Below are 24,180 nucleotides of genomic sequence, written 5' to 3'. Positions count from 1 at the left end.
TGAGGAATTTGCCGTGATGACTTGTTCAAAGCATTCGCTTTCGAATAGAATGGAGGAAAGGGCAGTGCTTATATTCTATTGATGAATGCTTCTTGGAAATGAGGTGATTAGGTGGAAATCCATTTGGTGGCAAAGGATGAGATAGAGGCCCAAGGAATTCGGTGGATCGTGGAGTCCCACCTAACCGGGATCCGATTGGTCCTCTGGGAAACGATTGAAGAATTCGAAAAAGACATGCGCAACCAGCAGCCGGAATTCGTTATTTTGGATATGGATATGTGGACAAATGATAGTGAAGCGATGGGCGTTTCATTAAAACGAAGGGGAATTCGATGGTTAGGCATTTCATCGGAGAGAATATTTCAAACGGCTTATCGGGCCTTGCAGTTTCGTGCAGAAGATGTTCTATTCCGTCCCTTTTCTTCAGCGGATTTGGTGAAGCATATTCAACAATTGCGTTATCAATTAAGAAATGGACAAGGCATTCACGCGAGGAACACATTGGGCGAAGAGCAATCATTGGATATCAATTATCCGGATTTCTTCCTGACAGAGCGGAGGCATGATCATCGAATTACGATGGCCGCATTTTTGACGCCGGATAATAAAACGCTTCCTCTCGTTTATGATGATCTTCAGCGGTATTCCTTTATCGGAAAAAACCAGATCTTCGCTTTATCGGATTTCATTTTATGCGTCCAGGAATCGGAGGGGGATGAGGTGTTCAAGGAAGAATACCAAGCATTCCTCGCTCAATGGAAAGAAAAAATGGACGAGCCGCTTGCCATCATCATCAAAGCGGCAACGCCCGCCGATTCTTTAAAAAAGATCTATCAGCAAACGCGTGAATTGACGAGACAAATCTTTTTTGATGGATATGATATCATCTTGGCTGAAAGTCAACGAATGTCCCCGAAGGAGATGGATCCATTCCTTACTCCTCTTGAACAAAGACTGTGGATAGAAATGCTCGAAAGGCGGGATGCGAAAGCGATCAAGGAATGGACCGAACGCGAATTCCTCACTTTCCAACGGCCATATCCCGACCCGGAAATCGTTCGCATTCGCCTAACAAGCGTACTGGCGCAAATTCGCAGGCACATGAAATCATATAACCTGCAAACCGCCTCTCTAGAAGCGATTTATTATGACGTCTTCCAGCAAATCGTACATAAACCGGTCATTCATCAAATCGTAAAAGCCTTGCACTCGTTCACCACCCATTTGCTTCAGCAGGATCATGAACAAGTACAAGAAGGAGCGAACACACTAAGCGAAAAAGCAAGGGAACTGATTGAGTCCAATTATTGGGATCCCCAGTGGAATTTAACGGCCTGTGCAGACATATTGCGTATTAATAAAAGCACCCTCAGCCGTCGTTTTGCAGCTGAGTCCGGCACGTCATTCCGCAGTACGCTTCATCAAGTGCGGATAAGGGAGGCAAAACGTCTCTTAAAGGAAACGGATTTATCATTGGAGGAAATCGCACAATTGGCGGGCTATTCCCACCAAACCTACTTCAATGCCAAATTCAAATTGTTTGAGGCTAGCACCCCTTCAGCTTATCGGTGGGGATTAAAGGGTTCTATGTAAAGGTCAAAACCTATTGAAAACGATATTTTTTCAACGGTTCAGTCGCTGCTGAACCGTATTTTTTTGTAGAAAATATTAAACAGATTGGAATCATTCATAATATTATAATTTTAACTGTAAAAATATGAAACTATTTATAAAATAATCATTATATTATAAGTAATTTTCTGAATTTTTCCTATACAATGAAAATATACCGAAACAAGGAGGCAATACTATGAACACTACGACAAATAAGGTTATCCGTTATAGAGGGACAGATTTGCATACAAAAGGATGGCAGCAAGAGGCAGTGCTGAGGATGTTGATGAATAATCTGGATCCTGAAGTAGCCGAACGGCCCGAGGATCTCGTGGTTTATGGCGGGATTGGGAAAGCAGCTCGTAACTGGGAATGCTTTGATGCAATCGTCAAATCACTGAAAGAGCTTGAAGATGATGAGACTTTATTGGTCCAATCGGGTAAACCGGTGGCGATTTTTAAAACCCATACCGATGCGCCGCGCGTCCTGCTTGCCAATTCGAACATCGTTCCTGCTTATGCAAATTGGGAAACATTCCATGAGCTCGATAAAAAAGGCTTGATGATGTATGGACAAATGACGGCAGGCAGCTGGATATATATCGGGTCACAAGGAATTGTGCAAGGTACATATGAAACATTTGCCGAGCTTGCCAAACAACATTTCAATTCTTCATTAAAAGGCACGATTACGTTAACGGCAGGTTTAGGCGGTATGGGTGGGGCACAGCCGCTAGCCGTTACGATGAACGGCGGAGTCTGTATTGGAATCGATGTGGATGAGACAAGGATCGACAGAAGGATCGAAACTCGTTATACCGATGTGAAAACGGATTCATTGGATGAAGCCATTCGTTTAGCGACGGAAGCCAAGCATGCAGGGAAAGCATTATCGATTGGTTTGATTGGGAATGCTTCCGATCTTCTTCCTGAAATGATCGCCCGGAACTTCATTCCGGATGTCCTGACGGATCAAACTTCCGCCCATGATCCGCTAAATGGATACACGCCTTCAGGCATGAATATGGTGGAGGCTGCAGAATTACGAAGTGCAGATCCAGATGAATATATTAAACTCTCAAAAGCTTCCATGGCCAAACATGTAAGTGCGATGCTAGAGATGATGGAAAAAGGGGCCATTACGTTCGATTATGGCAACAATATCCGTCAAGTTGCGAAAGATGAAGGGGTGGAGAATGCCTTTGACTTCCCTGGTTTCGTTCCAGCCTATATCCGGCCGCAATTTTGTGAAGGAAAAGGTCCGTTTCGCTGGGTGGCGTTATCGGGTGATCCTGAAGACATTTATAAAACAGATCAAGCGATTCTCCGCGAATTTGCCGATAATGAACATTTATGTAACTGGATTAAAATGGCTCAAGAAAAAATCCAATTTCAAGGTTTGCCATCGCGCATTTGCTGGCTTGGTTATGGCGAGCGTGCCCGCTTCGGGAAAATCCTCAATGATATGGTCGCAAGCGGTGAATTGAAGGCGCCGATCGTAATTGGGCGAGATCATTTGGATTCAGGGTCTGTCGCTTCACCGAATCGTGAAACGGAAGCGATGAAGGATGGTTCGGATGTAGTGGCTGACTGGCCGATCTTGAATGCAATGGTCAATGCCGTGGGTGGAGCCACTTGGGTGTCCGTACATCATGGCGGCGGAGTGGGAATGGGGTACTCCATGCATGCTGGAGTCGTCATTGTCGCTGACGGCACGAAAGAAGCAGGGGCGAGAATTGAACGTGTCTTGACGACCGACCCGGGGATGGGTGTAGTTCGACATGTGGATGCAGGCTATGAGCTGGCAGAGAAAACGGCACGTGAAAAAGGGATTCATATCCCAATGCTTAACAAAGGAAATGATGAGTCATGACAAAACCGATTTGGATAAAGCATGCCGCACAACTCGCTACACTTGCACAGCATGGCGGGGCTCCTCGTTCCAAGGAAGCAATGTCTGAGCTGGGGTTGATTGAAGACGGAAGCATCTGGATGGAAGCTGGCCTGATTCAAGCGGTCGGAACTACCAAAGAATTGGAAGAACGCTATGCAGATAGGATTCATGAAGCTGAAGTATTCGATGCCGCTGGCCATTTGGTGACCCCAGGACTGGTTGACCCGCATACACACGTCGTATACGGCGGGAGCCGGGAGCGTGAATTCGAGATGCGTCTCGAAGGTGCAACATATATGGACATCATGAACTCTGGAGGCGGCATTCATGCCACCACCCGCATGACCCGTGAAGCAAGCGAACAAGAATTGATGGAGCAAACCGCACGCCGCCTTGATTCGTTTCTCGCTCATGGTGTAACGACAGTAGAGGGTAAAAGCGGCTATGGAATGAATGTGGAAACGGAATTGAAACAGCTGAGGGTGATGAAGAAGCTGCAGGAAGAACATCCCATCGATCTCGTTCCCACTTTTATGGGAGCACATGCGGTACCCAACGATTATAAAGGTCGTGAAGACGAATTTGTCGATCATTTGATTAATGATATGCTTCCAATCGTGTCTGAAGAAAAGCTAGCTGAATTCAATGATGTATTTTGTGAAAAGGGTGTCTATACTCCTGAGCAATCGGAGCGGATTTTAACGGCTGGAAAAAGGTATGGATTGATTCCTAAAATTCATGCCGATGAAATTGAGCCATATGGCGGAGCTGAATTAGCGGCCAAGGTAGGGGCGATTTCAGCCGAGCATCTATTGAAGGTTTCACAAGAGGGGATAAAGGCAATGGCAAAGTCAGGAACGATTGCCTGCTTGCTTCCGGCCACCGCTTTGTACTTACGGGAAGAAGCGGCACCTGGCAGGAGGATGGTCGATGAAGGTGTGGCCGTTGCCATTTCCACCGATTGCAATCCAGGTTCCTCCCCGACGACTTCCATGCCGCTCGTCATGAACCTGGCATGCATTTCGATGCGTCTTACCCCTGCCGAAGCCCTGACGGCGGCAACATACAATGCCGCGTGTGCCATCAACAGGCAAAACAAGGTCGGCTCACTTGAGGTCGGAAAACAAGCGGATGTCGTTTTATGGAATGTTGAAAACTATCAGGAATTGCAATATTTATTCGGGGTCAACCATGTTAAGTCTGTATGGAAAAACGGAGTGCAAGTCGTGAAATGATGGCAGGATTTGGGCACTTCGCACGCACGTGATTTTTTGTTGCTCCAGGCGGCTCCAGCTCCTGCGCGGAGGGAGTATGCCTGGAGGCAAACCAATTCCTATCCATGATCCAAACTATCATCCTTTTCAATGCAACAAGGGGGAACTATATGTTGAAAAATAATTATCGTTATTTTATCATTTTCATGATCATTGTCATCACGATCATCAACTACATTGATAGGGGTGCCTTGTCGTATGCCCAGGCAGAAATCATCGATGAGTTTCATTTAAATCCGGCTAGCTGGGGAGCGATCTTAGGGTACTTTGGATATGGATATATATTCGGGGCATTGTTGGGTGGAGCACTGGCAGACAAAAAAGGACCGAAATTCATGTGGATCATCGCGGGGACCGCCTGGTCAATATTTGAAATCGGGACCATATTCGCCGGTCATATCGGGACGGCATTATTCGGCGGTTCAGCCTTAGCGGGATTTGCCGTGTTTCGTGTTTTATTCGGATTCGCTGAAGGCCCTACACTATCCGTCATGAACAGGACGATGGCCAATTGGGTTTCCCCGAAAGAGAAGGGGTTCGCCGTGGCATTAGGATTGGTTGGAACCCCAATAGGTGCTTTGGTTACTGCCCCTGTTGTCGTTGGCTTGCTTACCTATACAAATTGGAAAGCGACGTTTGTTATTCTTGGACTATTAGGGATCATTTGGGTCGTTATCTGGAATAAAGTCTTCACTAACTTACCTGAAGAACATCCAAGAGTTACTAAAGCCGAGCTGGAAGGCATTCGAAGTGCCGACCAATTGATTAAAGGAGAAACGACATTGGATCAGCAAATGCCTATACCATGGTACCATTTCTTCAAGAACCCTACCTTGGTTATGAATGCCATTGGATATTTCGCTTTTTTATATGTCAATATCCTTTTATTGACCTGGACGCCGAAATACCTGCAGGACGAATTCAATTATTCGCTTTCATCGCTTTCCTATATCGGGATGATCCCTTGGATAGGTGCTATCATTACGGGACTGTTAGGCGGTAAAATCTCGGATCTGCTGCGGGTGAAAACAGGGAATTTACGGATAGCAAGATCTTGGTTCACGGTGGTGTCCCTATTTTGTACAGCTGTTTGTTTCTTGTTGATTCCAACCGTCGAGAGTGCAGCCGCCGTTCTTGCCTTGATGTGTCTCGGCAATGCGTTCAATTATTTACCCAATTCGATCTATTGGATTGTCGTCCTGGACACGGAACCGACAAAAGCAGGAACATTCGGCGGGGTAACGCATTTCATCGCCAATCTCGCCACGATCATTGCACCGACCCTGACAGGAAGTCTTGTCGCCATTCATGGATATAATGCGATGTTCATCGCGGCATCCATCGCCGTCACGATCGGCATGATCGCCATGGTTTTCGTGAAGCCGGGCAAGCAAGGGACTTTCCCGCAGGTCACCAATGAAATGGCCGATTCGAAAGCATAGCTCAATAAGAACCTACAGCTTGGCTGGAGCAATCGTCACAGCGATTGCTCTTTTTTTGGAAGATATCGCTTCGATGGTCGGCAAGGCAACGGTGGGACCTGAAGTGGGCTTATCAAAAAAATTAATGGATGAAATCTGAAAATTATAATAATTGGGGGGCGTTTATTTTGAGCGAGCGAACATTTACAATTGATGATGCACCATTTAAAAAGTTCCACTTTAGAATTGCAGGACTTACTTTCGGGTCCAGCTTCTGTGACGGCTATTCCTTAGGAATCATCGCGATGGCTCTGACATTGCTCGGACCGCAATTAGAGCTGAATGCCATGTGGAGCGGTTTGATTGGCAGCTCGGCATTAATCGGGCTTTTTGCAGGTGCATTGGTCCTTGGAAAACTATCTGATCGTATAGGCAGGCAGAAAATCTTCCTTGTCAATTTTTTGCTGATTACCGTTGTGACGATTCTTCAATTTTTCGTTAATGGACCGGCAGAGCTGTTTGTTTTGCGGTTGCTGATAGGTTTTGGGCTTGGAGGAGATTATGCAGTCGGGACAACATTACTTGCAGAATTTTCCCCGAAAAAATATAGGGCCCCGCTCCTCGCATCTTTAAACGTCGTTTGGACGCTTGGTTATGTAGCATCTAACTTTGTCGGATATTATTTAGGACAAGCTGGGCCAGGATCATGGCGCTGGATGCTAGTCAGTGCAGCCATTCCTGCTGTAGTGGTTTTATTCTTGCGGATTGGAACGCCAGAATCTCCAAGGTGGCTCGTGAGCAAGGGACGTGCCGAAGAAGCGCGGCTTATCGTGAAGAAGCATTTAGGACAGAACGTGGAAATGGGCGAAACGTCGGCGCATGCAGTAAACCCATCCGATTTAGGATTCCGTGGCCTTTTCAGCCAAAAGCTGCGCAAGCGTACCGCTTTTGGCGGGATATTCAAATTGACTCTCGTCATTCCGTATTTCGCCATCTACACCTTCCTTCCGTCCATTTTGCATACAATGGGTTTTGAACAAAACTTTTTTGCCGATACGATGCTAAACATTTTCTTGCTGGTCGGTGCGATCGTCGGCCTTTGGTTCCTTGCAAAATTTTCCCGCAGAGGTTTTACAATAGGTGCCTTTGCGATACTCACAGTTTCTTTATTTTCCCTCAGTCTCCTGCATAATGGCTCACAATATTTCATGTTGACATTCTTCCTGATTTTCACTTTTTTCATGTCGGCTGCTTCCAACCTAACGTTAGTTTACCCTGCAGAACTATTCCCAACGGAGATTCGTGGAACGGGAATTGGCATGGTCACGGCAATCAGCAGGATTGGATCTGCAATTGGAACTTTCCTTCTGCCATTAAGTCTCAATTCCTTTGGTTTAAGCTCTTCAATGGTCGGCATGGCGGTCATCTTGCTAGTCGGTTTGATCGCATCCATAGCCTGGGCACCAGAGACAAAGGCACTCTCCCTGAATGAAGCAAGTGATCCCATGCTTGAAGGTGGTCAGCCTGCTTCAGGAAGTCATGCTTCATTGCGGCAAATCAGAGAAGAAATTAAATGATGCAATCCGATAGTTTATCAATAAATTATAGTGTTGAAGGAGAAGTGAACCGTGACAACGACAAATTGCAGACACGCAAAGGATATAAAAAAAGTCGTATTGGGTGATGGTCCCATCTCCATCAATGAGGTAATTGCTGTTGCAAGATATGGGGCAGAGGTCTCCTTTACAAGAGAGTATTTTAATAGAATCGATGAATCAAGAAGTTTAATGGATAGGTTCCTGTTGGAAAATAGGGTTATTTATGGTGTGACAACAGGGTTTGGCAGCAATGTGACAGAGATGATTTCCCCGGAAGATGCAGAAACGCTTCAACGGAATATCATTCGTTCTCATGCGGTCTCCGTAGGGGAGCCTTTAGAAAGAGAAGTAGTGAGGGCCATTCAATTGATGATCCTGGTAAATTTGGGTCAAGGTTATTCAGGGGTCAGGTTAGTGGTTTTGGAGCTGATTGCTTCGCTGCTGAATCACGATATTGTCCCATTTGCCCCGGGTGATGGTTCAGTGGGATACCTTTCACCTGAATCTCACATGGCCCTAGTGCTGATCGGAGAGGGGAAGGCATGGCAAGACGGCGAGCTCATCCCTGGAGCGGCAGCTTTGGCAAAAGCCGGATTGGCACCTGTCACATTAGGTCCTAAAGAAGGATTGGCCCTTATAAGTGGAACGACTTCCGCCACGGCGATGGCAGCCTTAGCGGTATACAATGGCATCCAGGCTGCGAAAACGGCGGATATTACGGGAGCTATGTCCTTGGAGGTGCTTAAGGGTACCATTCATGCTTTTGACCCTCGCTCCCACAAATTAAAAAGGCATGGAGAACAGGCAAAGACAGCCAGAAATGTGTCAAGGATCCTTGAAGGAAGTCAAATCATGGACACATATAAGGAACATCGAGTACAAGATGCGCTTAGTTTACGATGCATTCCACAAATTCACGGTGCCGTAAAAAGAGCGTTGAAGGACGCGAAGGCCACTATTGAAAATGAAATGAACTCTGCAAGTGATAATCCTATCATTTATCCGGATGGTGCTGACGGGACGGCGCTTATGGGGGGGAACTTTGATGGATCATTCGTAGGGATTTATGCAGATATGATGTGCATCGCCCTGGCGAATCTGGCAAAGGTCACCGAAAGAAGGATCGATCGCCTAGTAAACCATCACCTTAGTGAGCTGCCGAATTTTTTGGTGGCAAACCCGGGTTTAAATAACGGCTACATGGTCCCGCAATATACTGCAGCAGGATTATTGAATGAAATCAGAGTACTTACACAACCTGCAACAATCGATAATGTGCCGACATGTGCAAATCAGGAAGACGTGATAAGTTTTTCCTATTTTGCTTCGAGGAAAGCCTATCAAATTTCAAAGAAGCTGGAATATATTTTAGCGATTGAACTTATGACGGCAACGCAAGCTATGGATTTTCATCACCCATTGAAACCTGCCCCTATCACGGAGAAGGTGTACCGTTTAATACGCAGGAAAGTACCCATGGTAAAAGAAGATCGTTTCTTTCATCCTGACATAGAAGTGATTAAAGGGGAAATTCATGAAGGAGAACTAACCCAACTTGTCGAATTGGAAATGGGTGAAATCGAGTTTTAAAGATGATAGCAGGCGGTATTTTTTAGTCAAGCCTGTTGCAAAGTTTCGTGACCCGCCTCACAAACGAATAGGTGTCATCAACAAGAACGGAGGAATAACGGAAACATGCATTATGATGTAATTGTAATTGGAGCCGGATCGATGGGTATGTCGGCAGGTTATTACCTATCCAAGTCCGGAAAGAAGGTAGTATTATTGGACTCTTTCGTCCCGCCTCACAATAAAGGAAGTCATCATGGAGAAACAAGGATCATTAGACATGCGTATGGGGAAGGGGAAGAGTATGTATCACTGGTCCTGAAAGCGCAAGACCTATGGGAACACTTAGAGCAGCTTACGGAAAGACAACTATTTCTTCGGACGGGCGTTCTGAATGCGGGCAGTCAGCAATCCCCCTTCATCAAGCAAGTGATCGCAAGTTCGAATAAATTTGGTTTGCCTTTGGAAAAACTCGATGCTAATCAGGTTCATAAAAGATGGGCAGGCATCACCCTTCCAGAAGATTATATAGGTTGCTTTGAACCTGCTTCAGGAGTGCTAAAAAGTGAAGAGTGCATTCGGGCTTACCAGCAGCTTGCCAAATCACACGGTGCCGACATCAAAGTGAACAGCCCGGTAAGGAACCTGACTGTCCAAGGTGACGGGGTCACGGTGAAAACCGATGACCAAAGCTATCATGCCGAAGCATTGGTCGTTGCAGCAGGAGCTTGGTCACCGAAGTTATTGGATATGTTAGGGTTGAATGTGCCACTGACACCTATCCGGAAAACCTTCGCCTGGTTCGACGCAGATGAAAAATTATATGGTCACAATGGCTTTTCTGCATTCACGTTCGATACACCTGAAGGTACATACTATGGCTTTCCAAGTATAAGTGGAGCTGGTTTGAAACTTGGGAGACATGACGGGGGAAACCGGATGAATCCCGAAGAAACGATGGCCCGATTTGGTGAATTTGCGGAGGATGCCGGGGATTTGGAACGTTTCTTGAACCGATTCATGCCTTTCGGTCAAACGTTGAGACATGGAAAAAACTGCATCTATACGATGACGCCGGATGAGGACTTTATCGTTGATCTACATCCTCATCATCCCCACATTGCCATTGCAGCGGGTTTCTCGGGACATGGATTTAAGTTCAGCAGTGTAATTGGTGAGAGTTTAAGTGACCTTATTCTTTCGGGAAAGACGGAGAATGATATTTCCCCATTTTCGCTAAACAGATTCCAATAGGTTCATCGCTTTACCAACATATAAAACGAATAGGCTAGCCGTCGATTCCTTTTCAAGGGAAGCAACGGCTTTTTTATATTGTTCCCGTTCTCTTGATTTATAAGTTAACGGCGCAATAAACATCAATGGGGTTATCTGCCAACTATTGTCTAAAAAAATAATGCGTGGTAGAATAAGAATATTCCGAAATTTGAAACTACAATTCCGAATTTCGGTATTTCATTACATACTTTTAAGGAAATCATAAACGGGAATTTTTCAAAATGAAGGAGGAGGAACAATGAATGCCGTTGATTTGAATTGTGATTTAGGAGAGAGTTATGGCGCCTACCGGATGGGGAATGACAAGGAAATTTTAGATTATGTCACATCGGCCAATGTCGCTTGTGGTTTTCACGCTGGTGATCCGACCGTCATGCGAAAAACGGTTCAACTTGCCTTGGAAAAAGGTGTCAGGATCGGGGCTCATCCTGGTTTACCGGATTTAATGGGGTTTGGCAGACGCAATATGAATATTGCGCCCGAGGAGGCTTATGACATTGTCGTCTATCAAATTGGCGCATTGAATGGTTTCTTGCAGTCCGAGGGAGGAAGCATGCAGCATGTGAAACCGCATGGAGCTTTGTACAATATGGCCGCCCAAAACGAAGCATTAGCGATGGCGATTGCCGAGGCTATATATAAAGTGAACCCTGAGCTTATTCTCTTTGGTTTGTCGGGAAGTGAATTGATTCGCGCTGGTGAGGCAGTCGGATTGCGAACGGCCAGTGAAGTATTTGCCGATCGCACCTATCAACAAGATGGTTCATTGACTTCACGAATGGAGAAATATGCTTTATTGGAAAATGATGAGGATGCTGCTGCGCAGGTGATTCGGATGGTAAAGGAAGGGAAGGTTTTGTCCCAACAAGGATCCGATGTGGCTTTGAGGGCAGATACGATTTGCATCCATGGGGACGGTGCACATGCATTGGCCTTTGCCCGACATGTGAAAAATTCTTTGGAATTATCCGAAATAACAGTCAAGTCATTTTCATAAACCTGCATAGGAGGTCAGTCCATTGGAGCCAAACAAATATACTGCAGCTCAGGAAAAGATTCCCGCTAAGCCGAAAACAAACCGCACTTTATTATTGGGTGCAGCCTTCTTAATGGCTACATCGGCAATAGGGCCGGGATTTTTAATGCAAACGACCGTTTATACCCAAAGTCTTGCGGCAAGTTTCGGTTTCGTCATCCTTATTTCGGTCCTTCTTGATATTTTTGCCCAAACAAATGTATGGCGCATCATTGCTGTATCTGAAAAGAGGGGTCAAGAGATTGCCAATATGGTTTTGCCTGGTCTTGGTTATGTCCTGGCGGCACTCATCGTCATGGGAGGCCTCGCCTTCAATATTGGCAATATTGCAGGAGCAGGGCTTGGACTCAATGCGATGACGGGGATATCGCCTACAGCGGGCGCCGCAATAAGTGCGGTCATCGCGGTCTTGATATTTGTCGTCAAGGAAGCGGGAAAGGCCATGGACCGCTTTACGCAAATCGCCGGCTTCTTTATGATCTGTTTGATGATTTACGTTGCCTGGACAACCTCTCCTCCAGTAGGGGAAGCGGTAGTGAGGACATTTGCACCTGTTCAAATCGATATCATCGCCATCGTCACTTTAGTGGGAGGGTCGGTCGGCGGCTACATAACATTTGCAGGGGGCCATCGGCTATTGGATGCAGGCGTTAAAGGCGTTGGAGCATTACCTCAAGTAACTAAGAGTTCAATAGTGGGAATCTTGATCACCACCGTCATGCGTGTCGCGTTATTTCTGGCAGTGCTTGGTGTCGTATCGAAAGGTTTACAGATCAATCAGGATAATCCTGCAGCATCCGTTTTTCAACTGGCTGCCGGAGACGTCGGATACCGCATATTCGGGGTCGTGATGTGGGCAGCGGCAATCACTTCTGTCGTTGGAGCTGCATATACTTCCGTCTCGTTTATCAGAACATTCAGCAAAATGATCAATAAAAAGGCAAACTGGATAATCATTGGCTTTATCGTCTTGTCGACAGTTTGCTTTTTGTTAATTGGCCAGCCGGTTAAAGTACTGCTAATTGTAGGCGCCATCAATGGCTTGATTTTGCCGATCGCGCTTGGGACATTATTGATTGCCGCATATAAGCGAAACATTGTCGGCGATTATAAACACCCGCTATGGTTAACGATCTCAGGTGTCTTTGTCGTAATCGTCATGGCGCTGATGGGTGGATATACATTAATCAAGCAATTGCCTACACTATTTTAATACAATGACTGTGATGGGCAGGTCACTTCTAACCTGCCATTCTTGAATAGGAGATGTATAGGTATGATCGATCTTTCTCAAGCGGACCCCGCGGAGTTGCGTTCAATGATTCGAAATGCCGAATTGATTGAACCGACCGCAGGAATGGCCAATGGGTATGCCCAGGCAAACTTGGCCATCTTAAAAAAGGAGCATGCTTTTGACTTCTTATTATTCTGTCAGCGCAACTCTAAATCATGTCCCTTGCTGGATGTAACGGAAATTGGTTCTGCCATTCCCGCATTTGCAGCTCCCGATGGGGATATACGCACGGATATTCCTAAATACAGGGTATACAAACGTGGGGAATTGACTGATGAGGTAACAGATATATCAAAATACTGGGAAGAGGATATGGTTGGTTTTCTGATTGGGTGCAGCTTTACCTTCGAGCACGCTCTGTTAAACAATGATATTCCGATTCGCCATATTGAAGAGGGCTGTAATGTACCCATGTATAAAACCAATATTCCTTGTATGGAGGCAGGGATTTTCCATGGCAAGATGGTGGCTAGCATGAGACCGATCCCTCAAAAGGATGTGGTGAGGGCTGTTCAAGTGACTTCGCGTTTCCCGGCAGTTCATGGGGGACCGATCCACATCGGAGATCCTGAAGCAATCGGGGTGTGCAATATCGATCAACCGGACTTTGGTGATCCCGTAACGGTGCATCAGGGGGAAGTGCCAGTCTTTTGGGCATGTGGCGTAACGCCGCAATCCATCGCCATGGAAACAAAACCGGAAATCATGATCACACATGCACCTGGACATATGTTCATCACAGACATCCGTGATGAAAAATTAGGTGTATTATAATGGACAGGTCGAAAAATCTTTTGAATGAAACGGCTTGTAACATGTCTCCCTTGGGCGATTCCGCAATTGTGATTACATTTGGGAATGGAATGGAATACAGCATTCACAAAAAGATAAAGTTGTTTATGGATTTGTTGGAAGAAGAACCTTTTGCCGGGTTTGTGGAATGTGTACCGGCTTTTACGAATTTGACGATTTTTTATGATCCGCTCGTAATCTATAACATTCATAAGCAAAGCAATGAAGCTACTTCTCCCTATGACGTGGTTCGGTCGATATTGAACAGGAAACTGCTTGACTTAATAGAAGACACAAAGGTGTCACATCGTACGGTTTCCATCCCTGTTTGTTATGGAGGGGAGTATGGACCGGACTTGGAAGATGTAGCTCGTTATCATGATTTGACCACAGATGAAGTCATCCATATCCATTCAACCGGTGAGTACTTAGCTTATATGATAGGATTCGCCCCGGGCTTTCCGTTTCTGGGAGGACTTTCGAAAGACATCGCAACCCCGAGGCGATCTTCCCCGAGAATGACTATACCAGCAGGTGCAGTCGGGATTGCCGGTATGCAGACGGGGGTATATCCGATATCAACACCTGGGGGATGGCAATTGATTGGACAAACGCCAATGGAATTATTTTTACCGAATGTAACCCCCCCAAGCTTATTACAAGCGGGAGACATGGTGAAGTTCCAGCCAATCTCTGAACAAGAATATAAAGAGATCAAGGGGGGATAAGATGAGCCTTCGTATAATCAAGCCCGGATTATTGACTAGTATTCAAGATCTAGGCAGAAAAGGGTTTCAGCAACATGGGGTGATCGTAAGTGGGGCGATGGATCGCTATTCACTGCGGATTGCCAACATGTTGGTAGGTAATCATGAAGGGGAGGCAGCCATGGAAATTACACTGATGGGGCCCACTATAAAAATGGAGAAAAATTGCCTGATATCGATAACGGGTGCGAATTTAACACCTACAATCGATAATCATGATGCCCCGATGTGGAGGCCCATTTATGTAAAGGAAGGATCCATCCTGCGCTTCGAAGGGTGTAAATCAGGCTGCCGGACTTATTTAGCCGTTGGCGGGGGATATGAGGTTCCAAAAGTGATGGGTAGCAAGAGCACCTATTTACGAGCTGGGATCGGAGGCTATTTGGGAAGGGCTTTAAAGGCTGGCGATGTGCTTGCTTGTAATGAACTTCAAACCATTATGGGCAGGAGGGAGTTGAAGGAATCTTTTTTCTCTCCGAAGTGGTACGTCAATGAAAAGGAGTTCATACCAGCTCGAAATCCACTCATCCGTTTCATTGCTGGAAGCCAGTACGAGCAATTCATCCATTCGAGTAAACAACGTTTTGAAGAGCATTCATTTAAGGTTTCCAATCAATCTGACCGGATGGGATATAGAATTTCAGGTCCGGCGCTTGAATGGCAAAATCAAGAGGAGCTGCTTTCCGAGGCGGTCACTAATGGCTCGATCCAGGTTCCGCCGGATGGAAATCCGATCATTCTCCTTGCGGATAGCCAAACGACGGGCGGATATCCTAAAATAGCTCAAGTAATAACCGCCGATTTATCAATGATCTCTCAGGTTAAACCAGGGGAATCCATTCAATTTTCCCGCGTGAACTTAAGGGAGGCAGAACTCCTGTACCTTCAAAAAGAACGCGAAATGAAAGAATTGCAGACTTCGATTTCATTGGCCTTGAATAAATGGCAGTTCATATGATTCCATCAGGAGGTTCCCGTGCCGGGCGCCTTCTTTCCTGTTTCAGTTTTTTTTCGTCTTTTGCTTACATCTTTTTTCCGTGTTTTATAATAGAATGAGAGATGATAAGGAAGAAGAATACTGAGGAAAAACTTTGAAAGGAGTCATGGCATGCACGCACATAACAAAACCGTCGTGAAATCGATGCAGATCCTTACGCTCTTCATTGATCATCCGAAACTCACCTTTAATGAAATGATGGAACACTCCAACCTGCCCAAAACCTCATTGCACCGAATGGTGGGATCATTGGAAGAAATGGGTTTTTTAACACGGGATGATGATGGTTACTACTCACTTGGCCTAATATTCTTGCAGTTTGGTCAACTGGTGGGTGAGCGTTTGGATATCAGAGCAATCGCTTATCCCATCATGAAGCAACTTCGGGATGACGTGGAAGAGGCCGTGAATTTGATCGTGCGGGATAAGGACGAAGCCATGTATATTGAAAAGGTTGATACTTTGCAGCCCGTCCGGCTTTATACGTCCATCGGCAGGCGTTCACCACTATATGCCGGCGACTCTCGGATCATACTCGCGTATTTGCCTGAAGAAGAACGTGAAACGTATATCGACGGCACCGATCTTCATCCCATAGCAATTGGAACGATAACCGATGAATACACACTCCGGCATGCTTTGGAAGAAGCAAGGTCGAACGGCTACACGATAACTTCGTCAGAATTGGAGAATTATACAAAATCGGTCAGCGCACCGATCCTTAACGGAAAAAATCAAATTATCGCTGCCATTAGCGTTGCTGGGATTGAAGCAAGATTTCAGGAGGACCGTTTGCCTGAATTGATAGATAAGGTGACGAAAGCAGCCAAGGAGATTTCGATGAAACTAGGTTCGCAAACTCATTAAGATAAGGTTTATACATAAACGAACGGCCCCCTTGTGCAAAAAGGGGGCATAATGGGTGAAGATCATCCGAATCTATTATTCCTTGTTTTTGAAAAAGCTTTCAATCTCATTAACCAAATTACTAACAGATGCCGGCAAATAACGATCCGCCAAGTAGGCCATATAAACAGTCCTATGCAAAAACATCGAATTTATTTCAAGGATCGCAGTATTCCTGGTTACAACGGATTTAATATAGCTTTCAGGTAAAATGGTGACGCCCAAGCCTTCGTCAACCAAACTGCAAGCTGTTTCCAGCCTTTCAATTTCGTAAAAGATGCTCGGGTACACCTTTTCATTTTTGAAGGCTTCCATAATATCATCTCTTGTTTGAAATCCAGCTGTACTGATGATCATTTCTTTCCCTTCAAGGTCATGTAAAGTGATGGAATCTTTTTCATTCAAGTCGTCATCTTTATGGACCAAAAGCATGAATTGTTCCTTATAAAGGGGAATGGATATGATCTCGGCATGGTTTATCGGCTGATTGGTGATCGTGAAATGAACTTGATACTGGTTCAGCGCCTCGATGACATGTTCTTCGCCCAAAATCTCCCGAATCTTTAAATGGATGGCAGGATGATCGTTTTTAAATGTCCTGATGATTTTTGGAAACCAAAATTTGAATGATTCAATCGATCCTATCGATATTGTCCCGCTTCCAACCTGTTTCATTTCCTCAAATTCCACTTGCATATTATTGAACCTCCGCAGCAGATCTTGAGATCTTGAATAAAAAATGGCTCCTGCCTCCGTAAGCTCGATTCCCCTTGTATTGCGTTCCAATAGTTGTAAATCAACTTCTTTCTCCAATTTCATGATCGCATTACTTAAGGACGGCTGTGATATATGCAATAATTTAGCTGCTTTGGAGTAGCTCATCTCTTGGACAATGGTGATGAAATAACGAAGTTGGCGAAAATCCATACTAGTCTCCTTTTATAGCTTTAAACTATAGATCTATTGAAAAATGGTATTAGTAATTATATATCATCTCCATTATACTGTAAAAAAAGATATTTCTGAATTTTTTAGCGAAAGGAGAAATTATGTATAATGAACCGTCATTAACCCATTGGAATGGCAGAGTGGATTCCGAAACGGATATGGATAGCTTCAGATACCACCAAAGAGTGAAAATGAGGCCGATTTCCGAATTGTCCATCACTGGCAAGGAATCAAAAACATATGGAATGATTGGCTTCAAATGTGATGAAGGTGTCAAAAGGAACAAAGGCAGGATCGGTGCGGGTGAAGCCCCTGATTATATTAGGCAGTCATTGGCCAAGCTACCTTGCCATTTAACACCGGAAACGGAGTTGGTGGATACTGGCGATGTCGTATGTGAATCTGGGGAAATGGAGGCCGCGCAAGAACAATTGGGTGCAGCAGTTGCCAGGATTCTGGAGAGTGACGTAATTCCCATCATTTTAGGCGGTGGACATGAAACCTTTTATGGTCATTATCTCGGCGCCAGGAAATTCCTCGGCTCGAAGGCTAGATTGGGAATGATTAATATCGATGCCCACTTTGATATGCGGCCTTATGAAAAAGAAAGTTCATCAGGAACGATGTTTAAACAAATCTTGGATAAGGATCAAAATTGCCGTTATTTATGTGTGGGAATTCAAAAGCAGGGCAATACAAAGGCCTTATTCAAAACGGCCGAAAAAAATAAAGTCGAATACATATTGGAAGAAGAATTGTCTTTGAATGATATGGAAGATACGAAACATCGGATCAACGAATTTGCCAAGGAAAACGACTTCATCATCCTCACGTTATGCACGGACGTCATCGATTCAGCTTATGCCCCTGGTGTAAGTGCACCATCGCCATTTGGGCTCGATCCGAAATTGGTACGTAGCCTGCTGCGGCATGTCGTAGCAAATGAAAAGATCCTTTCCTTTGATATCTCGGAAGTGAATCCAAGTTTGGACGAAAACAATAAAACCGTTACATTGGCGGCACACTTAGTCAATGAGGTTTTGCTGCATGTTATTTCATGAGCCAGTATCGCATCTCCTCCCTATTATCGATATCATCATATTTTAAAGTATGAATGGAATGAAGTAAGGACGAAACTGTCGTGTGATTCACGGCAGTCTTTTTGCTTAGGCGGGAGGAAGCGAGTGTTACATGGTGATAGAAGGATGCTTATGGTTTATAATAGCTACCATCCAGGCATATGAGGGGGGATTTTATGAATGAATATCGTGTAACGGTCAAAAATGGCAGTACGATGATTTTGTCAGAAATCATCGTAGCTGAAGATGAAAGGGAAGTGCTGGGCACGCTGTTGATTACGAGTGAATTATTTAATCAACCATTCACGGACATCAGGATTTTAGAACGCTGATTTGTACCTGTCGGATTTTTTTGTTAAACTGTAATAAATTTACAGGACAGCAGGCGATAGTATGTGCGGACGGTTCACTCTTTTTACAAGTATGGAAGAAATAATGGAACGCTTCGATATTCAAGGGTCATTCGATGAAGATTATCAATTCAGTTATAATATAGCCCCTTCCCATTCCGTGCTATCCGTCATTAATGATGGAACCAGGAATCGACTTGGATACCTTCGTTGGGGACTCATTCCTTTCTGGGCCAAAGATGAAAAAGTGGGCTATAAAATGATCAATGCCAGGGCGGAAACCATTGCAGAGAAGGCAAGCTTCAAGAATGCTTATAAGAAGAAACGGTGCTTGATCATCGCTGATTCCTTTTATGAGTGGAAGAAGACACCGGAACGAAAAATACCGATGCGAATCAAACTGAAGGATGACGCTCCATTCGGTATGGCCGGTCTGTTCGAAACGTGGAAATCTCCAGATGGCACGAGCATCCATTCATGCTCGGTCATCACCACTGCACCCAATGAGCTGATGACGGGCATCCATGATCGCATGCCCGTCATCCTTAAACGTGGAGATGAAAAAGCTTGGCTGGACCTTTCCATTCATGATACGGGATATCTTCAACAATACTTAAAGCCCTTCGATTCGGAGCAAATGGAAGCATTTGAGGTATCGACTGATGTGAATTCGACTAAAAACAACTCGCCAAGCCTCATCCAACAAATGTGCTGATAGGTTGTTAGACTTCTTTAACCAAAAGTGAACGGCCCCAAAGATGTTAGACACAAAACTAACATCTTTGGGGTGTTTTTATTGATACATGCTAGTTTGGATTTGAGCTTTCCATTTCACTTAGTAGGCGTTTTTCTAGCAAGAGGCCGTCCGGGATCTCCGGCGTCTTTCTTACCATTTTAAGAATCGAAGTCGAATACTTTCAACTAATCCTTGCGAAAATATACAAAATACTGTACTCTTATATTTGCTTTTCGATGCGGCTTTCGATGTCGTTGATACCATAATATACTATAAATCTTCTTATCAAGAGAGACGGAGGGACTGGCCCGCAGATGTCTCGGCAGCAGACTTTACAGGAGTGCTGTGCCAAATCCAGCAGGTTCATTTCGCCTGAAAGATAAGGAGGGTGTTTTTTATAAAATAAAAGACCTCTTCTTGTGTTTATTGGAAGAGGTCTTTTATATTTATTGGATTTAGATAGAACACGATTAAGCTAAAATGCTTTGGCAAATCAATATACAAAAGGAGTTCATCATGAGTACACACAACAAAGGAAATCCGTGGGCACTGATCCCATTTGTCGTTTTTTTGATTTTATTTATAGGCTCAGGAATCGTTACAAAAGATTTTTATTCATTTCCAGTGTTAGTGGCTATTTCCATTGCAGCGGCAGTGGCATTGTCCATGAATCGGAAAGAATCATTCAATCAAAAGGTCGACATTTTTTGTAAAGGAGCAGGGGACTCCAATATCATGTTAATGGTTGTCATATTCCTCTTGGCCGGTGCTTTTTCAGAAGTGGCGAATGGCATGGGGGCAGTTGAATCAACGGTCAACCTTGCCTTAGCGGTCTTTCCGCAAAATCTTTTGATGGTAGGGATTTTCATAATTGCCTGTTTTATTTCTTTATCCATGGGAACAAGCATGGGAACGATCGTAGCGCTTGCACCGATAGGAGTAGGCATTAGTGAGCAAACGGATATAACTCTTGCGCTTTCAATGGCTGCGGTTATCGGCGGTGCCATGTTTGGCGATAACTTATCATTCATTTCCGATACGACGATTGCGTCAGTACGTACGCAGGGGACGAAAATGAAGGATAAGTTTAAAGTGAATTTCTTCATCGTCCTGCCTGCGGCCATCGTCACATGTGTCATTTTGGGAATATTAACGGTAGGTGAGCAGGCGGCCATTACGCAACATTCCTATAATTGGGTGAAAATCCTTCCGTATCTGTGTGTATTGATCACGGCATTGGCAGGTGTCAACGTATTTCTTGTCCTATCCTTCGGCATCGTGTTTGCCGGTATTATCGGTTTAGCGGATGGGAGTTATAAGTTGCTGGGTGTGATCCAAAAAATGGGAGATGGAATGGCTGGCATGTATGAAATCTCGTTCCTGGCGATTTTGATTGCCGGTATGGTAGCGGTCATCCAACATAATGGCGGCATCGATTATTTACTGCATGTCGTCACCCAAAAAAGCAAATCAAAAAAAGGAGCTGAATTCAGCATTGCCGGACTAGTAGGCTTAACAAATCTATCAACGGCAAATAACACGATTTCGATCATCATTGCCGGACCGTTAGCGAAAAACATTGCCGAAAGGTATGGTATCGATCCTCGGAAATCAGCGAGCCTGCTAGACGTTTTTGCCTGTTGTGTCCAAGGATTGATTCCCTATGGCGCACAACTGCTTGTTGCAGCGGGGGTGGCAAAAATTTCGCCAATAAGCATCCTCCCCTATTCATATTACCCGATACTAATTGGAATTTGTGGAGTCATAGCCATCTTGATTGGTTATCCACGATTTCAGGCAAAAGATATCGAAGTAAAAAAACGGGCATCTTAAACCATGGAAACGTCCTGAATCTTAAGATTCAGGACGTTTCATTATATTCAGATAGTTTTGCGTTCGGTGAAAATGTCTTAATTTTCTGTGTTTTTTAATGGCGTTTTTTTGGCTCTTTCATGCAAATTCTTGAATGAAAAAAATAGAATCGTAGGATATAATAGATTATTGTAAGGAAATTCATGTTTGGATTTCCTTTTTTGTTTGTTTATTTCCCAGAGGAAACGGGAAATAAATTAAAATACAAAATGTTTTTATAATAATTCATGTAGATTAAAGGGGTTTTTTGGAGAAATGGAGTTTATAGGGAATTTTATTACTGAAACAAATAATTTTTTATGGTCGTTCATTTTGATCATTTTACTGATTGGCATGGGCATTTATTTTTCAATTCGAACTAAATTTGTTCAATTCAGAATGGCAGGGGAAATGTTCAGGCTTTTGGGTGAAGGTGCTTCGGCGGAAAAAAAGGGTGTTACATCTTTTCAAGCTTTTTGCATCAGCACCGCTTCACGGGTAGGAACTGGTAATCTTGCAGGTGTAGCCTTGGCGATTACGATGGGCGGTCCAGGCGCCGTATTCTGGATGTGGCTTATCGCTCTGATTGGGTCTGCTTCTGCGTTCATAGAAAGTACACTTGCCCAAATCTATAAAGTCAAGGATGGGGACGCTTTCCGTGGAGGTCCTGCGTATTATATGGAAAAAGCTTTGAATGCACGGTGGATGGGCATCACATTCGCAGTATTAATTTCGCTTACATTTGGACTTGCGTTCAACTCGGTACAAGCCAATACGATCACAAGCGCATTCAATGAATCATTTGGCATTGAAAAGTGGGTTACTGCAGTCATTCTGGCTATCGTGACGGCGTTCATCATTTTTGGTGGCATCAAAATGATTGCAAAAGTATCTGAAGTCATTGTCCCGATCATGGCCGGAGCATATGTAATCGTGGCATTGACAATAATCATCATGAATATAACCGAATTGCCCAGTGTTTTAGGGCTAATCTTTGAAAGTGCATTTGATGGTATAAAAGAAGTGGCTGGCGGAGCCTTGGGAGCTGCCATGATGCAGGGAATAAAGAGGGGGCTATTTTCCAATGAAGCTGGGATGGGCAGTGCACCCAATGCTGGTGCAACCGCAGATGTCAGTCATCCCGTCAAGCAAGGGTTGATTCAGTCTCTTGGCGTATTTGTAGATACGCTCGTCATCTGCAGTTCGACCGCCTTTATCATTTTGTTTTCAGGTCTTTATACCTCGAAAGAAGTGGATGGCATTGTTCTTACCCAAAATGCACTTGGTACGGCATTGGGTTCATGGGCTGGCGTTTTCCTTGCCATCATTGTTTTGTTATTTGCTTTTAGCTCCATTGTGGGAAACTATTATTATGGAGAATCGAACATTGGATTCATCAATGAGAATAAAGTTTGGTTGAATGTTTATCGTGTCGCAGTCGTAGGGATGGTAATATTCGGTTCTCTGGCATCACTGAAATTGGTGTGGGGTCTAGCTGACTTATTGATGGGGTTAATGGCAATTATCAATTTAGTCGCGATCGCTTTACTTGGAAAGATCGCATTTGCGGCCTTGGCGGATTATCAAAAACAAAAGAAAAGTGGGAAAAATCCTGTCTTCCATATCAATAATATTAAAGGTTTGAAGAATGTGGAATGTTGGGGAGACCCAACAGATAATATAGACGATAATAAGGAAAACTAGGCTTTTATTCAGCTTACAAGCATCGGTCCTGAGAATGGATTTTGCCTGTAAGCCTTTTTTCATTTTTCAATTGAAGAGCATATAAAAAGTCAGGATTTCATATATATTTCCATCATGCCTGTATAATGCTTTATTTTTTGCATAAAATACCCTTGTCTTTATGAACGACAATCAAGCAATGATGGGACAAGTTGAAAAATAGGAGTGAAAACAATGGATAACGAAAAATCAAAAGAGGAATCTTCAAATATTGCGGGAAAAGTGTATGATGTCAGTGATTACAAGCGTGATGACACGTTATCATCAGGTCTTGCCACCACCCACGAACAAGTTTCGGATGTGTATAACGCTGGCGGGATAACATCTGCCGATCGAAATGAAAAGGACAGTGAGAACGAAGAAAAAGAAAGGTAAATCAAATCCCTGCTTGTTGAGTTTTCCCAACAAGCAGGGGCTTTGTTTTATTAAAAGAATCTAGCCCCAAATTAGGCATCCAGCCTACATCAAGATAGCCGGTGCATTAGAGTTAAGGACCTTCCTCAGCAACATACGAATTGACGAATTTCGTCATATTTGCGACAGTTAATAAAAAGGAGGCGGCTTTTCATTTTCCCCACTGCAAATCTTCCCCAACCAATTTCATTAGTACCGGCAATATATCTGCTTAACATTTGCAAATAACTTACCAAACATGCAGCCGATTCCTTTGTTTTCGTTGCTAAAATTTCCGGTTAGAGGGGCTACCAGAGATGGACGGAAGCGTATGAACCATGTTCCCGAGAAATCGATGCCATTTATCATCGTTGTGCTCCTATATACAATCAATGTGAACGTCTATAGGCAAATGAATGAGTGATGCGAAATGAATTTTTCTGATATATACTGGAAATAACAGATGCAAAAAAAGACGAAACAGGCATCTATTGTTCAGGCTCTGGAAAGGTTCATATATAAGTTCCTGGACTGAAGCTGTCTTGCCACTGGCGTATGATCATTGACGACATCTGTAATGGTTCGGCATAGGCAAGTGGCCATTACAGGTAAGAAGGCGTGA

General features: G+C 44.3%; 21 protein-coding genes and 1 riboswitch. Of the genes, 20 read left to right on the top strand and 1 reads right to left on the bottom strand.

Features of this window, described 5'->3' with window-relative positions:
* Positions 1 to 111: 111 nt before the first annotated feature.
* From AS888_RS07755 to AS888_RS07695, 14 genes are all read left to right on the top strand, one after another.
* The gene (locus AS888_RS07755) at positions 112 to 1,593 is read left to right on the top strand and encodes a response regulator transcription factor (RefSeq protein WP_061141579.1); all 1,482 of its coding nucleotides are present in this window, start codon (positions 112 to 114) and stop codon (positions 1,591 to 1,593) included.
* 217 nt (positions 1,594 to 1,810) lie between these two features.
* Positions 1,811 to 3,487, top strand: coding sequence for a urocanate hydratase (hutU, locus tag AS888_RS07750; RefSeq protein WP_061141578.1), 1,677 nt, complete (start codon positions 1,811 to 1,813; stop codon positions 3,485 to 3,487).
* Positions 3,484 to 4,743, top strand: coding sequence for an imidazolonepropionase (gene hutI / locus AS888_RS07745; RefSeq protein WP_061141577.1), 1,260 nt, complete (start codon positions 3,484 to 3,486; stop codon positions 4,741 to 4,743). The genes hutU and hutI overlap by 4 nt, the downstream gene beginning before the upstream one ends.
* Before the next feature lie 149 nt (positions 4,744 to 4,892).
* Positions 4,893 to 6,224, top strand: a complete 1,332-nt coding sequence (locus AS888_RS07740) for an MFS transporter (RefSeq protein ID WP_061141576.1) — start codon at positions 4,893 to 4,895, stop codon at positions 6,222 to 6,224.
* Positions 6,199 to 6,363 (top strand): hypothetical protein, encoded by a 165-nt coding sequence (locus AS888_RS25595; RefSeq protein WP_155645412.1) that lies wholly within the window; start codon positions 6,199 to 6,201, stop codon positions 6,361 to 6,363. Before AS888_RS07740 ends, AS888_RS25595 begins: the two co-directional genes overlap by 26 nt.
* Before the next feature lie 28 nt (positions 6,364 to 6,391).
* Positions 6,392 to 7,780 carry an MFS transporter gene (locus AS888_RS07735; RefSeq protein ID WP_061141575.1) on the top strand — a complete coding sequence of 463 codons (1,389 nt, stop codon included), beginning with the start codon at positions 6,392 to 6,394 and terminating at the stop codon, positions 7,778 to 7,780.
* Positions 7,781 to 7,831: 51 nt separating this feature from the next.
* Positions 7,832 to 9,391: a histidine ammonia-lyase gene (gene hutH / locus AS888_RS07730; protein ID WP_061141574.1), complete on the top strand. Its 1,560-nt coding sequence runs from the start codon at positions 7,832 to 7,834 to the stop codon at positions 9,389 to 9,391.
* A gap of 105 nt (positions 9,392 to 9,496) precedes the next feature.
* Complete coding sequence (solA, locus tag AS888_RS07725; RefSeq protein WP_061141573.1) at positions 9,497 to 10,624, top strand: N-methyl-L-tryptophan oxidase; 1,128 nt, start codon at positions 9,497 to 9,499, stop codon at positions 10,622 to 10,624.
* 280 nt (positions 10,625 to 10,904) lie between these two features.
* A complete protein-coding gene (locus AS888_RS07720; RefSeq protein ID WP_061141572.1) occupies positions 10,905 to 11,663 on the top strand; it encodes a LamB/YcsF family protein in 759 nt (252 codons plus the stop codon).
* A 112-nt stretch (positions 11,664 to 11,775) separates the two neighbouring features.
* Entirely contained in the window at positions 11,776 to 12,915 is a 1,140-nt protein-coding gene (locus AS888_RS07715) for an NRAMP family divalent metal transporter (RefSeq protein WP_155645436.1), read from the top strand.
* A 63-nt stretch (positions 12,916 to 12,978) separates the two neighbouring features.
* Positions 12,979 to 13,770, top strand: a complete 792-nt coding sequence (locus AS888_RS07710) for a putative hydro-lyase (RefSeq protein ID WP_061141570.1) — start codon at positions 12,979 to 12,981, stop codon at positions 13,768 to 13,770.
* Complete coding sequence (gene pxpB, locus AS888_RS07705; RefSeq protein ID WP_061141569.1) at positions 13,770 to 14,516, top strand: 5-oxoprolinase subunit PxpB; 747 nt, start codon at positions 13,770 to 13,772, stop codon at positions 14,514 to 14,516. Before AS888_RS07710 ends, pxpB begins: the two co-directional genes overlap by 1 nt.
* Position 14,517: 1 nt before the next feature.
* Positions 14,518 to 15,513, top strand: a complete 996-nt coding sequence (locus AS888_RS07700; RefSeq protein WP_061141568.1) for a 5-oxoprolinase subunit C family protein — start codon at positions 14,518 to 14,520, stop codon at positions 15,511 to 15,513.
* Between the two features lie 150 nt (positions 15,514 to 15,663).
* Positions 15,664 to 16,419: an IclR family transcriptional regulator gene (locus AS888_RS07695; protein ID WP_061141567.1), complete on the top strand. Its 756-nt coding sequence runs from the start codon at positions 15,664 to 15,666 to the stop codon at positions 16,417 to 16,419.
* 75 nt (positions 16,420 to 16,494) lie between these two features.
* On the opposite strand, the gene AS888_RS07690 is transcribed toward AS888_RS07695, so the two are convergent.
* The gene (locus AS888_RS07690; RefSeq protein WP_061141566.1) at positions 16,495 to 17,385 is read right to left on the bottom strand and encodes a LysR family transcriptional regulator; all 891 of its coding nucleotides are present in this window, start codon (positions 17,383 to 17,385) and stop codon (positions 16,495 to 16,497) included.
* A 122-nt stretch (positions 17,386 to 17,507) separates the two neighbouring features.
* On the opposite strand from AS888_RS07690, the gene hutG reads away from it, so the two are divergent.
* The 6 genes from hutG to AS888_RS07665 all read left to right on the top strand — a co-directional run bounded on the left by hutG (position 17,508) and on the right by AS888_RS07665 (position 23,540).
* Entirely contained in the window at positions 17,508 to 18,467 is a 960-nt protein-coding gene (gene hutG / locus AS888_RS07685; protein ID WP_061141565.1) for a formimidoylglutamase, read from the top strand.
* A 194-nt stretch (positions 18,468 to 18,661) separates the two neighbouring features.
* Positions 18,662 to 18,817 carry a hypothetical protein gene (locus tag AS888_RS25590; RefSeq protein WP_155645411.1) on the top strand — a complete coding sequence of 52 codons (156 nt, stop codon included), beginning with the start codon at positions 18,662 to 18,664 and terminating at the stop codon, positions 18,815 to 18,817.
* Between the two features lie 61 nt (positions 18,818 to 18,878).
* Positions 18,879 to 19,550: an SOS response-associated peptidase gene (locus tag AS888_RS07680; RefSeq protein WP_061141564.1), complete on the top strand. Its 672-nt coding sequence runs from the start codon at positions 18,879 to 18,881 to the stop codon at positions 19,548 to 19,550.
* Positions 19,551 to 19,850: 300 nt separating this feature from the next.
* Positions 19,851 to 19,957: riboswitch (SAM riboswitch) on the top strand.
* A gap of 130 nt (positions 19,958 to 20,087) precedes the next feature.
* Positions 20,088 to 21,404: a Na+/H+ antiporter NhaC family protein gene (locus tag AS888_RS07675; RefSeq protein ID WP_061141563.1), complete on the top strand. Its 1,317-nt coding sequence runs from the start codon at positions 20,088 to 20,090 to the stop codon at positions 21,402 to 21,404.
* A 294-nt stretch (positions 21,405 to 21,698) separates the two neighbouring features.
* Positions 21,699 to 23,126, top strand: a complete 1,428-nt coding sequence (locus AS888_RS07670) for an alanine/glycine:cation symporter family protein (protein ID WP_061141562.1) — start codon at positions 21,699 to 21,701, stop codon at positions 23,124 to 23,126.
* Positions 23,127 to 23,339: 213 nt separating this feature from the next.
* On the top strand, positions 23,340 to 23,540 hold the full coding sequence (locus AS888_RS07665; protein WP_061141561.1) for a YozQ family protein: 201 nt from the start codon (positions 23,340 to 23,342) through the stop codon (positions 23,538 to 23,540).
* Positions 23,541 to 24,180 lie beyond the last annotated feature (640 nt).

Source organism: Peribacillus simplex (assembly GCF_001542915.1).
GTDB classification, from domain to species: Bacteria; Bacillota; Bacilli; order Bacillales; family DSM-1321; genus Peribacillus; species Peribacillus simplex_B.
This window is presented reverse-complemented; position numbering and strand designations above follow the sequence as displayed.

Bases quoted from the DNA above. Each gene is read 5' to 3' on its own strand.
- hutU (WP_061141578.1), top strand. From the start codon at position 1,811: ATGAACACTACGACAAATAAGGTTATCCGTTATAGAGGGACAGATTTG.
- hutI (WP_061141577.1), top strand. From the start codon at position 3,484: ATGACAAAACCGATTTGGATAAAGCATGCCGCACAACTCGCTACACTT.
- AS888_RS07740 (WP_061141576.1), top strand. From the start codon at position 4,893: ATGTTGAAAAATAATTATCGTTATTTTATCATTTTCATGATCATTGTC.
- AS888_RS25595 (WP_155645412.1), top strand. From the start codon at position 6,199: ATGAAATGGCCGATTCGAAAGCATAGCTCAATAAGAACCTACAGCTTG.
- solA (WP_061141573.1), top strand. From the start codon at position 9,497: ATGCATTATGATGTAATTGTAATTGGAGCCGGATCGATGGGTATGTCG.
- AS888_RS07720 (WP_061141572.1), top strand. From the start codon at position 10,905: ATGAATGCCGTTGATTTGAATTGTGATTTAGGAGAGAGTTATGGCGCC.
- AS888_RS07715 (WP_155645436.1), top strand. From the start codon at position 11,776: ATGGCTACATCGGCAATAGGGCCGGGATTTTTAATGCAAACGACCGTT.
- AS888_RS07710 (WP_061141570.1), top strand. From the start codon at position 12,979: ATGATCGATCTTTCTCAAGCGGACCCCGCGGAGTTGCGTTCAATGATT.
- pxpB (WP_061141569.1), top strand. From the start codon at position 13,770: ATGGACAGGTCGAAAAATCTTTTGAATGAAACGGCTTGTAACATGTCT.
- AS888_RS07700 (WP_061141568.1), top strand. From the start codon at position 14,518: ATGAGCCTTCGTATAATCAAGCCCGGATTATTGACTAGTATTCAAGAT.
- AS888_RS07695 (WP_061141567.1), top strand. From the start codon at position 15,664: ATGCACGCACATAACAAAACCGTCGTGAAATCGATGCAGATCCTTACG.
- AS888_RS07690 (WP_061141566.1), bottom strand. From the start codon at position 17,385: ATGGATTTTCGCCAACTTCGTTATTTCATCACCATTGTCCAAGAGATG.
- hutG (WP_061141565.1), top strand. From the start codon at position 17,508: ATGTATAATGAACCGTCATTAACCCATTGGAATGGCAGAGTGGATTCC.
- AS888_RS25590 (WP_155645411.1), top strand. From the start codon at position 18,662: ATGAATGAATATCGTGTAACGGTCAAAAATGGCAGTACGATGATTTTG.
- AS888_RS07680 (WP_061141564.1), top strand. From the start codon at position 18,879: ATGTGCGGACGGTTCACTCTTTTTACAAGTATGGAAGAAATAATGGAA.
- AS888_RS07675 (WP_061141563.1), top strand. From the start codon at position 20,088: ATGAGTACACACAACAAAGGAAATCCGTGGGCACTGATCCCATTTGTC.
- AS888_RS07670 (WP_061141562.1), top strand. From the start codon at position 21,699: ATGGAGTTTATAGGGAATTTTATTACTGAAACAAATAATTTTTTATGG.
- AS888_RS07665 (WP_061141561.1), top strand. From the start codon at position 23,340: ATGGATAACGAAAAATCAAAAGAGGAATCTTCAAATATTGCGGGAAAA.